This window comes from Lysinibacillus sp. ZYM-1, from assembly GCF_001308875.1.
GTDB lineage: Bacteria > Bacillota > Bacilli > Bacillales_A > Planococcaceae > Lysinibacillus.
Genome location: NZ_KQ465109.1, coordinates 148,053 through 159,956 on the forward strand (window position 1 = coordinate 148,053; position 11,904 = coordinate 159,956).

Consider the following 11,904-nt stretch of genomic DNA (forward strand, 5'->3'; position numbering starts at 1 on the left):
AGAGATAGCTAAACTTTTGATAGAAGGGAGGGAGATGTGGTCCCAACCAACATCAGGCCTACTATGAAATACGTAGTTAATTTTTTTAAAGGACTTATGATTGCTGTCGTTATTATTTGTATTTCGTTTTTTATGGTGACACAGTTGTTTAATACGACAGAAAGAGAAGAGCCTGTCGTCATTGATAATCGCCCAAGTGCGGAAGAGTTTATCGGCAAAATTGCTGAAACGGCACGAAATCTCGGTGCCAATAATGACTTATATGCCTCTGTAATGATTGCGCAAGCCATTCTCGAAAGTGAGAGCGGACAAAGTGGCCTTGGCTCTGCCCCCAATTACAATCTGTTTGGCATGAAAGGCAGCTATCAAAATGACTCCGTGAAACTCGAAACATCAGAGGATGATGGTTCAGGTAATCTCTCGACCATTCTGGCTGATTTCCGTAAATACCCTTCCTATGAGGCTTCTATGCAGGACTATGTAAAGTTAATGCGTAATGGGGTATCGTGGAACAAAGATTTTTATGCAGGTGTTTTCAAAAGCAACACCACATCCTATACAGATGCGACGAAGTTTTTAACAGGCTCCTATGCCACTGATTCAAAATATAACGACAAATTGAATTCACTCATCGCCCAATATGACCTACAGCAATATGACAGCCAGGTTAAAGATAAGAAAACCATTACTGTCACGGATGGTGACTCAATAATAGATATTGCCGAGGTCTATAATGTAAACGTAACCTCTATTAAACAATGGAATCAGTTGCGATCTGATCGACTTGAAGCTGGTCAACAATTAAATATTTATCATTACTAATAATAAATCTTCATGCTCGCCAAATTGAGTATGGAGATTTTTTTGTATGAAACCAATCCCTTTTTTCCAACGTCTTTATGTAAAAATGCGGAAAGGACAGGAATATCATGACGCGTACACAACTGCTAAGTCTTATCATCATTAATCTTGTGCTTTTGCCATTCATACAGCTCAGCTACAACTTATTATTTATGACCCAAATAGCTGAAAGTTCTTTTCAAGTTTTCCTGTTCCCTATGTTCATTATTTTATTGAACCTGTTGCTTTGTTGCTGTCGACTCAAGATATCATTTTACGTCCATTGGATCTTTATCTATGTTGGACAAGGTACTTCATTAGCCTGTTATTTTGTTTGGCATTATAGTCAATTAGAGCCCTTTCCACATATGCCCCCTGGTGAAGCAGCCTTTGATTTATATATGGTAACCTTTTTAATTGGATTATGGCAGCTAGTAGCATTATTTATGATCAACATTAGTGCGTTTGTCCTTTATCTACTATGGCAAACCATCCAAAATAAAGACCATAAAAAAAAGCTTTATCGAATTTGACCTTATAAAGCAAGACATTATATATGGACAACGGACCTGCACTATCCTTTACATGATGCGCAATTTTTTCCGTAAACTGACCCAAATTCCACCCTACTGTATTCCAAGAACATCTGCCTTTATTTCTTGGATTCAGTTTCAATTTTATTTAGCCGGTGATTGACGGGCGCTAATTCTTCTCTTAATACGGAACGTAACAATTGTTGTAAGTCTTGTTCCAACTACTCCCCTCCTATCCGTTAAATTTTGTCTTTTAAATAACATACTTTATTTCTTTAATTGCTTGATTGAATCAAAAAAAGAAGCCTATATTTTTGGCTTCTCCTGAAATAAACTACCTACTTCTGATAGGGTTGTGGCTAAATCATGTCGATAGAGTGGGTGCTGTTTATCTAAGCTATTGATCGTCACTTCATTACCGCCGAGCGATGAATGGACATAAAGGTTATCACCCATATATAAAGCAATATGACCTGGAAAATAAAGCAAATCACCCTTTTGCCTATCTTCTCGCTCTATTTTAGCAATGGGGAAACCCTCCACCATTCTGGCATCTCGAAAAATAGCAACTCCATTTAACATATAGGCCATGGAACATAAACCAGAGCAATCGATTCCTAATGGTGATTTGCCACCCCAACGATAAGGTGCAGCTAGATAGCTTAACGCTGTTTGGACAACGTTTTCTCGAAAAGACTGCTCGGTTACTTGATTTTGTGAAATTTTCTCCTGTAGCCACTTTGTACGAACATAGCCAATTTTTCCTGACACTAATTGTACTGCCGACCAATCTGCAGGCAAGTCCTCTTGCAAAACTACACATATACTAGAACCTTTCACAAGTGTCACTAGCTTAGTGCTTTGTATACGTGGTTGCTGTAAAACATCCCCAAAGCTTTGAATAATAACATGTTGTGCCGTCCTTTGCCATGTAGTTGCAGACGCTTCATTCAATAGCAAGTCGCCCTTCTGACAATATCCTTTATAACGATAGTTCGTTTGGACATATACCCAATCCTCATTACAGTCTGTCATAATATCTACTGTCATGCCATAAAAGACTTCGTCTATACATTCAGAAGTTTGATCAGGCATGGCATGTAAATTAGCAATCATCGCTGTAACGATAGACTTCATAGCCGTCCCTCCTTCTGCTCCGTTAAATGCGCATAGACAACTTTCGATAGACGACCAATTAGTTGGCGAGCCTGATTATTATCCGTTACGTTCGTCACGAATATACCAATGATATAATCGACTGCACTACTGTAAACGATGCCTACATCATGATTGACTGTCTCAAGCCCTCCTGTTTTATGGGCTAGTTTTACATCATCCACGAGGTAACGCTTTAAGCCATCAGATACGCGCTGTCGACTTAAAATATCAATGGCAAGCTCGCTGTAAGGCGATGATACTAAGTCTTGTTGATAAATCCGTGTAAAAAGATGGGCCATATCGCGTGGAGACGTAAAATTGTCTATTCCCTTTGCAAGGCGATCGACATCCATCATTTTTCGCTGTAGCAACGTTTCCTGCAAGCCAATTTGACGGAAATAGTCATTTAAATATTCCATTCCTACTACATCGATTAAGACGTTTGTTGCTGTATTGTCACTCGTGATAATCATCCATACGAGTAGCTCATAAAAAGTGCTTTGTGTCAGACGTTGTTCACTTACCACACTATAATCCACCCAATCATCAGGTGAAATCGATAATGAAGAGTGAAGGGATAGGCTATGTTTTTCGATATACGCTAATACAGCTAGAAGGATAGGAACTTTTATTACGCTAGCACTAGAAAATGACTCCTCCATCTGATATCTATATAGGAATTGCTCGGTTTTTGGATTTTTTACAAATAGATGCACTTTGTAGGGAGTTTCTTGGATCATATCTTGTATCATTTTCTCCATAGCACACCTACCCAACAACACAAATGCGTTGATTGTCCGCATCCATTGTAATAGTTCTTCCTAAAGGCAATGACATCGTTGGCAAACAATGTCCACACGTGACCTGTGAAATAATAGGTTTATTCAAAGGTATTAGTATTTCCTGGAAAATAGTTTGTAGTGATAAGCTTTGCTCTGGTTTTTGTGGATTTTCAGGCCCGCAATTTGTCCATGCGCCCAATAAAATACCTGCTGCGTCGTCCAATTTTCCCGCTAGTTTTAATTGTGTTAACATCCGGTCAACTCGTTGTTCACTTTCATCAATATCTTCTAAAAATAGGATTTTATCTTTCGTGTCAATTTCATAGGATGTGCCAAGGGATGCCGTCACTAGTGTTAAATTACCCCCAATGAGTGGACCTGTTGCACTTCCAGCTGCAAGCATGGACATTGATTGATCTGCAGGGTTTTCCAAATAATACGTCTCCTCCTCTGTCGCCATTATGTGCTGACGAAAGGATTGCCATGTATAGTCATCCATCTCTTGCCTGATAAATTCAGTTGATGGCATTGGTGTATGGTACGTAACAAAGCCACAAAGTTGGTTCAAGGCTATATGTAAAGCAGTTACATCACTATAGCCTGCAAAGACTTTAGGATTCTCCTTAATTACCTCGAAATCTAATAGTGGTAAAATCTTTGTAGCCCCATAACCACCACGAATACAAAAAATGCCATCAATAGTTGGATCCTGAAACATTCGATGGACGTCCGCTGCCCGCTGATCGTCTGTGCCTGCTAAATAACCATGTCGCGCGTGACACGTCTCTCCTATGACCACCTTCAACCCTAACTTTTCGATACTGGCAATAGCCGGCTGCAATCTTTCGGATGGTGTAGCACCTGAAGCACTCATCAGCCCAATTGTGTCACCTTTTTTCAAAGTCTTTGGACGAATCATTCATTTACCTCCCGTTTCAATAAAGTGCGATAAATCGCTAGTTCTTCTTCATTAGCTAAAATAAAATGGCCATCCTCAATTTCCACAAATGAAGGAGGACTTTGATCATAATGATGTTGTGATGGATCATAAACCTCTACCACTTTCTCTCGCTCCTTGTAAGGATTTGGCTCGGGTACGGCAGATAACAGAGCTCTCGTATAGGGATGCAGCGGATGCGTGAAAAGCTGTTCTGTTTCTGCCAGCTCGACGATTTTTCCTTTATAAATTACGGCCGTACGATCTGTGATAAAACGTACAATTGATAAATCATGGGCAATAAATAAAAAGGTTAGATGATTTTGCTGTTGAAGGTTTGCTAATAAATTCAACACTTGTGCCCGAATAGATACGTCTAATGCAGATATTGGCTCATCTGCAATAATAAACTCTGGTTCCATCACTAATGCACGGGCAATACCAATACGCTGTCGTTGTCCACCAGAAAACTCATGGGGAAATCGATTTGAAAACTCTGGAAGTAGACCCACGTTTAAAAGTGCATTGTGTACCTTTTCTTGACGTTCCGCCTCATCTTTATATTTTTTGGAAGGGTATAAGCCTTCCGAGATAATATAATCAACCTTGGCACGTTCATTGAGTGACGCCATCGGGTCCTGAAAAATCATCTGGATTTTCTGGGTAATTTCTCTGTCCCAGTCTTTTGGGATTTTTCCATGAATATTTTTACCATGATATAAAATTTGTCCTTCTGTGACCTCGTTGATGCGCATAATAGCTCTGCCAATCGTTGTTTTCCCTGATCCCGATTCGCCTACTAAGCCAAATGTTTCACCTTTAAAAATATGAAAACTTACATGATCAATGGCGGTAAATTTATTTTTCCCTTTGCCAAAATCGACTGTTAAATTCTTCACCTCTATTAACACTTCTTGTTCAGTCACTAGCATACTGCCTCCCCTCTGCAAAAAAGGCTTGTAAAGCCGCAGGAGGCTCTACCTTTGGCGCGAGTGGATCTAATAACCATGTTCGGGCATAATGCGTATCACTGACCTGAAAAAAAGGTGGACGCTCAAGAAAATCAATTTTGAGGGCATATTGATTGCGTGGTGCAAAGGCATCACCCTTTATTTCCTGAAAGAGATTTGGCGGCGTCCCCTTGATCGAATACAACTGTTCTCCCTTAGAGCCAAGCTGTGGCAGGGAGGAAATAAGTGCCCAAGTATAAGGATGCTTACTATTAAAGAAAATTTCATGGGTTTCTCCAACCTCGATCACATCACCCGCATACATCACTGCGATACGATCAGCCACCTTGGCGACCACACCTAAATCATGCGTAATATAGACGATGGTTAAGCCGTACTTGTGTTGAAGGTTTTTTAAGAGCTGTAAAATTTGCGCTTGAATTGTTACATCTAAAGCTGTTGTTGGTTCATCACATATTAAAATATTCGGCTTGCAGGCAATCGCAATCGCAATGACAATGCGCTGGCGCATACCTCCTGAAAATTCATGCGGATATTGCTTATAGCGTTTTTTCACATCATGGATGCCTACATCTTTAAGTAATTTTAATGTTTCCTCATAGGCCTCCTTGCCCTTCAAGCCTTGATGTAACACAACACATTCCTCAATTTGCTTGCCAATCGTTTTAAGCGGGTTTAAAGATGTCATCGGGTCCTGTGTCACCATTGCTATTTCCTTCCCTCGTACACGAAGCCATTCTTGTTCTGTCGTAAATTGCCCCAAATCCTGTGCTTGATAGATAATTCGACCTTGCTTAATGCTGCCGTTTTTATCAAGCAAGCCCATAATGGATTTCATTAGTACAGATTTGCCCGAACCAGATTCACCAACAATGGCTAAGCTTTCTCCTTTATAAAGATCAAGAGAAATATCTCGAATTGCTGTTAATACGCGACCACGTAATGTGAATTGAATGACCAAATTTTGGATAAATAGGATGCGTGGTTTTTTAGATGTCACTGTTTTCATCTCCTTATACATGGTTTTTCGGATCTGCTGCATCTGCAAAGGAATTACCAATAATATAAAATGCAATGGTAATGACACTTAAAACAATACTTGGAAATATAAGCTGATAACGTAAGTCTGGCGACATCATGAGAACACGCCCTTCATTGATTAAATTACCTAAAGACGGCTCACTAATTGGCAAACCTAAGCCAATATACGTTAAAAATACTTCAGCCCCTATGGCAAAGGGAATAGCTAGACTCATGCGTAACATAATCACCGAAATTAAATAGGGTAATAGATTTTTAAAAATAATACGGTAATCAGGTGTTCCTAAACATTTAGAGGCTAAGTTGTATTCACGGTCCCGTAAAATAACAATTTGATTGCGAATAAATCTAGCCATTTCCACCCAACCCGTTATACACATGGCGATAATAATCGTTGAAATACTTGGCCGTAAAATGTAAGACATTAAAATAAGCACAATCGTTGTTGGAATATTATCAACAACGTTATAGAGCTGTGTAATCGGCACTTCTAATTTCCGCGAAAAGCCCCATAGCGTACCAATCGTAATCCCAACCACTGCTTCTACAAAGGCGACAACACAGCCAATAAATAGAGATGTCCTTGTCCCGGCCCAAATACGAGACCATAAATCCTGTCCAATGGAGTTCGTGCCGAACCAAAATTCAGCATTGGGGGCAATATTACGTGCCTGCATCCCTGTTTGCTCATCGAGGTAAATTTCCGTTGGGGACTTTTGCGCTGGCAAATAAGGCTGAAGGACGGTAAAGCTAACAATAATAAGCACGCCTACTAATAAAAAAACAGCCAGACGATTTTTCAAAAAAGATTGCCATGTGGAACGCCAATATGAGTAATGGGAATGCCCTGTTTCTTCCGCTTGTCGCGCATCGACTTCCGCGAATTCAAACAATGTTTCGCGTGACTTATTAGAAATATTATTAATTTCATCCGTATACATGCCCATTAACGTACTCCCCCTCCCTTGCCTAGTTTAATCCGTGGATCAACAAGCGCCATGGCAATATCCCCTAAAATAAGCCCGATGATTCCAAGGGAAGAGAACACTAGCACTAAACCTTGGACGACTGTATTATCCTGTCGTTGAATCGCATCAACGAGTAAGCCACCCATCCCTGGAATCGAATACAAGGATTCGATATAAATGGAGCCTGTAATGGTAAACAGAATAGTGGCAGGTAAATATTGTGCCATTGGAATAAAGGCATTTCGCAAAACATGCTTGAACATTAATGTTCGCTCCTTCACTCCCTTTGCCCTCGCTAGCTTAATATAGTCCTTGTTCAGTTCATCCACCATATAACGCCGCATCCACATCGCATAGGAGGCTGTTGGTGCCAACGCCATAGAAGTAAGAGGGAGAATCCATGTAATCGGCCTATACTCATCAAAGAGCATTGGTAATTGAAAGAGATCTGTAATATACATTTGTATCACTAAATAATAAACGGCCGCAGGTACAGCAACGACAAAGACAATATAGCCTGTCCCAAGCCGATCGAGCCAACGTCCTTTGCGATAAGCCATCATAATTCCTAGCGGGACACCAACAATTAGTGAAAGTGCAACGGCTCCCAAACCAAAGAGCAATGAATACGTAACTTTCCCCGCAATAATTGTTGTAACAGGGACATCCGTGCGATAGGTCACCGATTTTCCTAAATCTCCTTGAAACAAGTTCATGCAAAAGTTCCCTAGCTGGACAAGCAATGGCTCACGTAATCCTAGATTCGTTAAATAAATTTCTTGCTGAGCAGGTGACATCTTATCGGCTGCCGCACCTAAATACCCTTCCTCTGGCATTAAGCGTAATAACGAAAAGACAATTGTAATGATAATAAAAAGGGTTAACACGGATTGTAAGAGTCGTTTTCCTATATATTGCAACATCGCGCCATCCTCCTTTGTCCAAAAGACTAAAGGAGATGCCGACTGTTCTTTTCGGTATCTCCTTTTTCATCTACGATCCCCTACTACTTTTTAGCATTTGCTAAAGCATCAGCGCGTTCTTGTTCCCACTGAGCAAGCGCTTTCTTAAATTCTTCATTACTCATTGGTTTTTCCAATACTTGCTGACCTTTAAATTTCTCAGCAGTCACACCAAATGGCGAATATTGTGCCTCGAATGGATTTAATTTGGAAGCAACATAGCCGCTACCACCAACTGAATATGGAATTACAAAGGCTTCTTCAATTAAAAAGGCCTCTGCCTTTGCAAACAGCTCATAACGTTTCGCTGTATCAATCGTTACTTTTGCTTCATCCACAAGGTTTTGATAAGTTGTTTTCCCATTTGCCTCTGTATAGCCTTCAGCTAATTCAGGTTTATTATAGGTACCGTCCACTGTGAATGGATCTGTATACGTGGAGGGATCTGCATAATCAGGACCCCAGTTTGCTTCTAAAAGCGCAAACTTGCCAGGACGACGCACTTCGGATAAGAATCCTGTAGCTGGACCAGCCTCTACAATAATGTCGACATAATCTGTCCCCAGTAATTTTTCAATTTGCTGCTCAACTACTTGGGAGCGATTTGCCCAGTCTGGACTGCCCGCGTTATAAGGTAATAGTACTTTTACAGGGAAAGTCGCTTTACCTGCTAATGCTGCTTTTGCTTTTTCTTTGTACGCAAGTGCTTGTTCTTTATTGAAGGAATCTTCATTGGAAATGGACGTAAGTGGCGTTAATTGTGTGTAATCTACCCCTTCAACATCTACAAAGTTTTTCGGAGTAATTGTATTGCTCAGCAAATCTGCTGGATTATAAGGCTCAACCGTTAACATTGCGGAAACACGATCGAGTGCATGGAATATGGATTTTCGGAAATCTTTATTGTTGACAGCAATTTTCCAGTTATCGGGTTCATATTCTGCGTCAAATTGTGGATTGAAGTTGAGTGCATAGAAGTAGGTATAGAAGTTATTTTGTGTTTGTCGAACTTGAGATTTTTTCTTATCATCTTTAAACCATTCATCAATAATGGAAGTAGGAATACTTGCGGAATCAATTTCTCCACGTAAAAATAGTTCGGGTGCTACCGTCGCCGCTTCTTTATTATACTTATAGCGGATACGATCAATCAGTACTTTGTCTTTATCCCAATACGTATCATTTTTTACAAGAACACGCTCATTTTGCGGCTCAAATTTATCTAAAATATAGGCACCGTTATAAAGGAAATTTTCACGTGTTGTCCCAAAATCCTCCCCTTTTTCTGCAATGAACTTGCCGTTCACAGGAAAGAAGCAAACATAGTTCAACATAGAAAGAAAATAAGGTGTCGATGCTTCTAAAGTATATTCTACTGTATGTTCATCCAACGCCTTTATGCCTACTTGCTTGAAATCTGTCATCTCACCGTTATAGAATGCTTCTCCATTTTTTACAACTGTCGCAATCCAAGCTGTCGATGATTCATTTTTGGCATCAAGGACATAATGTAAACCATCCACGAAATCCTGTGCAACGACATCCGCATATTCCTTCCCTTCATGTGTCATCCATTTGACATCATCACGCAATTTGAAGGTCCATACAGTAGCATCATCATTTGAAGACCATTCTTTCGCTAATCCCGGCTGGACTACCCCATATTTATTATACTCAATGAGGCCATCCACCATATTCGCTGCCACTGCAAATTCATTCGTTTCAGCCGTTTTTAAATAATTTAATGTTTTAATTTCGCCTGAATACACAACACGATATTCCGATGCTTTTTCACTCGATGATTCATCATTACAGGCTACACAAAACAATACGACCAGACATACGAAAAGCCACCAATATTTTCTCACAAGCATCCCCCTAGTCATCTTTTTATAATGAAAATCCTATTGGAAGGACTGATGAAATTGCCTTCAATAGGATTCTTCAAACATAAGCTAGGTCCGTCTAAATCGACCATCTCTCTTTATAGGCAATCCAAAAATGCTCATTCAATAGGACAACAGCGTGTCCTACTGCTTTTTGACTTTTGCTTTTGGGTGGAGTCTTCCGCTTTGGTCTTGCTTCCACTTTTCTCAATCGTATCTGAGGTCCTTATAGTCAAGTTAGAAATTGTAAAATACGTAATACTTCATAAAAATCATCTGTGATGAATTCGACAGTATTATGTGGTTTAAATATGGCATTTGGATAGAAAGAATTACGATAGGCACGTGTATGGTCACGATAAATGATTTCTGTCACAAAGCGGTTTGGTAATGTTACCTGTAAATTTTCACGCGGCACCTTCATAGAGGATTCAACCAGTCGTTTTGTTTCCATAAGCGCTAGCTTTGGACTGACACTAATGGTCGCATTTCCAACACCTTCTTTTGTGGCAAAGGTCACAATATTTTCATTGACTGCCTGAATTTCTTCTGTCAATCCAACATCACCACTGACAAATGAAACAGGAACGCCATGTAATGCTGCTGCATACGTATTGATTAAAAATTCACTCGCATACTCACCATTAATTTTGATATCTGCATACGTGCAAAGTGTATGGGCTAGCGGATTGCGCTCACTTCCCCCTTTACTGTGGTAGCCAATAAAAATAGCACGATCAAAACTTTGATCGAGACCTGCTACCATGCACATCGGATCGTATGTCCAGCCACGAATTACTTTACAATTGATTGGTAAATTAGAAATGTCTAGATTGCGAGCAGAATCGTGCGCATCCTTTAATAATATATCTGTCGCACCTCCCGCTATCGCCCCTTCGATAGCAGCTTCTACTTCTCGTGTCATTTGTTGTTGAAAAAATTGATAGTCAGGTGCATTTAATTCCGTTTCACTCCATGTAGTTGTACCAGTAATACCTTCTATATCGGCGCTAATATAAACTTTCATTGATATCGAATCTCCTTTATATCATGATTTTGAATGGATGCGTGAACGGCTCCATAATGTGCTATCTGAGCATGAACCCGTCTCGCCCACGCTACATTGTGAAAATCGTAATGCCACCATTCCTCTGCATAATTGCTAAAACCCACTTGTGTCATACAGTTGTATAGTAAACGTCGATGTTGACAAGCCTGTGGATTTTCCTTTAGGTAGTGTTCAAAATATCGTGTTGCTGATTTTTCATTCATTTCATCAAACGCTGTACCGAGATCCAATACTTTTCCATGTATAGCAGCAAGCGTTACATCAATTGCACCTCCTGTTAAATGTGGTGCCAAATGAGCAGAATCTGCATTTGGAAAGGCGACATACTTTTTGGTTGCATGCAGTAATTATTGTTCTGCAGCATGTGGCATGATTTGAGCTAATTGCTTTGAAAAAAAAGTAAACAAATACTGTTGCTTTTGAAATGGACGATAGCCATCATAGAGTAGCAAGCTATAATCCTTAGGCAATAGATTTAAAGCATGCTGCAAGCGCTCAAATACACCTTCACGCACATAAATGGCTCGTAAACTAGTAGGAATCTTTTGCTGATAGTAGATTGGCTGGATAAAAATTCTTGGATGACCTCCCGTTATCTGTATAAGCGGTTCTTGACTTTCACAAACTGACGGCGACACAGGAGCGTTCTCATTTGAAGCCGCAACGATCGGTTGTAAGAGGTCTACAATACAGGAACACCTCCGCTAAAATTTTAGATAATTCAGTTTTTTAAAGTGAATGTTATCACAACTCTATA

At 40.0% G+C, this 11,904-nt stretch carries 13 protein-coding genes; 2 read left to right on the plus strand and 11 right to left on the minus strand.

Going from position 1 to position 11,904, the window contains the following annotated elements:
- The first annotated feature begins 63 nt into the window (after positions 1 to 63).
- Both AO843_RS04805 and AO843_RS04810 read left to right on the plus strand, forming a co-directional pair.
- Positions 64 to 822, plus strand: a complete 759-nt coding sequence (locus AO843_RS04805) for a glucosaminidase domain-containing protein (protein ID WP_054610022.1) — start codon at positions 64 to 66, stop codon at positions 820 to 822.
- A gap of 107 nt (positions 823 to 929) precedes the next feature.
- Positions 930 to 1,373, plus strand: coding sequence for a hypothetical protein (locus tag AO843_RS04810; RefSeq protein WP_231630071.1), 444 nt, complete (start codon positions 930 to 932; stop codon positions 1,371 to 1,373).
- A gap of 306 nt (positions 1,374 to 1,679) precedes the next feature.
- Here AO843_RS04810 and AO843_RS04815 read toward each other — a convergent pair whose 3' ends face one another.
- The 11 genes from AO843_RS04815 to AO843_RS25040 form a co-directional block, all read right to left on the minus strand.
- A complete protein-coding gene (locus AO843_RS04815) occupies positions 1,680 to 2,510 on the minus strand; it encodes a C40 family peptidase (protein WP_054610023.1) in 831 nt (276 codons plus the stop codon).
- Positions 2,507 to 3,292, minus strand: a complete 786-nt coding sequence (locus AO843_RS04820) for a serine hydrolase (RefSeq protein WP_054610024.1) — start codon at positions 3,290 to 3,292, stop codon at positions 2,507 to 2,509. Before AO843_RS04820 ends, AO843_RS04815 begins: the two co-directional genes overlap by 4 nt.
- Positions 3,293 to 3,299: 7 nt before the next feature.
- On the minus strand, positions 3,300 to 4,232 hold the full coding sequence (locus AO843_RS04825) for a S66 peptidase family protein (RefSeq protein ID WP_054610025.1): 933 nt from the start codon (positions 4,230 to 4,232) through the stop codon (positions 3,300 to 3,302).
- Entirely contained in the window at positions 4,229 to 5,182 is a 954-nt protein-coding gene (locus AO843_RS04830; protein WP_197278872.1) for an ATP-binding cassette domain-containing protein, read from the minus strand. Before AO843_RS04830 ends, AO843_RS04825 begins: the two co-directional genes overlap by 4 nt.
- Complete coding sequence (locus AO843_RS04835; RefSeq protein WP_054610026.1) at positions 5,169 to 6,242, minus strand: ABC transporter ATP-binding protein; 1,074 nt, start codon at positions 6,240 to 6,242, stop codon at positions 5,169 to 5,171. Before AO843_RS04835 ends, AO843_RS04830 begins: the two co-directional genes overlap by 14 nt.
- Positions 6,235 to 7,209 carry an ABC transporter permease gene (locus AO843_RS04840; protein ID WP_054610027.1) on the minus strand — a complete coding sequence of 325 codons (975 nt, stop codon included), beginning with the start codon at positions 7,207 to 7,209 and terminating at the stop codon, positions 6,235 to 6,237. The genes AO843_RS04835 and AO843_RS04840 overlap by 8 nt, the downstream gene beginning before the upstream one ends.
- Entirely contained in the window at positions 7,209 to 8,153 is a 945-nt protein-coding gene (locus AO843_RS04845; protein WP_054610028.1) for an ABC transporter permease, read from the minus strand. Before AO843_RS04845 ends, AO843_RS04840 begins: the two co-directional genes overlap by 1 nt.
- Positions 8,154 to 8,236: 83 nt before the next feature.
- Positions 8,237 to 10,060: a peptide ABC transporter substrate-binding protein gene (locus tag AO843_RS04850; RefSeq protein WP_082389390.1), complete on the minus strand. Its 1,824-nt coding sequence runs from the start codon at positions 10,058 to 10,060 to the stop codon at positions 8,237 to 8,239.
- A gap of 250 nt (positions 10,061 to 10,310) precedes the next feature.
- Complete coding sequence (locus AO843_RS04855) at positions 10,311 to 11,105, minus strand: M55 family metallopeptidase (RefSeq protein ID WP_054610030.1); 795 nt, start codon at positions 11,103 to 11,105, stop codon at positions 10,311 to 10,313.
- Complete coding sequence (locus tag AO843_RS25035; protein ID WP_231630072.1) at positions 11,102 to 11,440, minus strand: M15 family metallopeptidase; 339 nt, start codon at positions 11,438 to 11,440, stop codon at positions 11,102 to 11,104. Before AO843_RS25035 ends, AO843_RS04855 begins: the two co-directional genes overlap by 4 nt.
- 54 nt (positions 11,441 to 11,494) lie before the next feature.
- Complete coding sequence (locus tag AO843_RS25040; protein ID WP_231630073.1) at positions 11,495 to 11,785, minus strand: M15 family metallopeptidase domain-containing protein; 291 nt, start codon at positions 11,783 to 11,785, stop codon at positions 11,495 to 11,497.
- Positions 11,786 to 11,904: the final 119 nt, after the last annotated feature.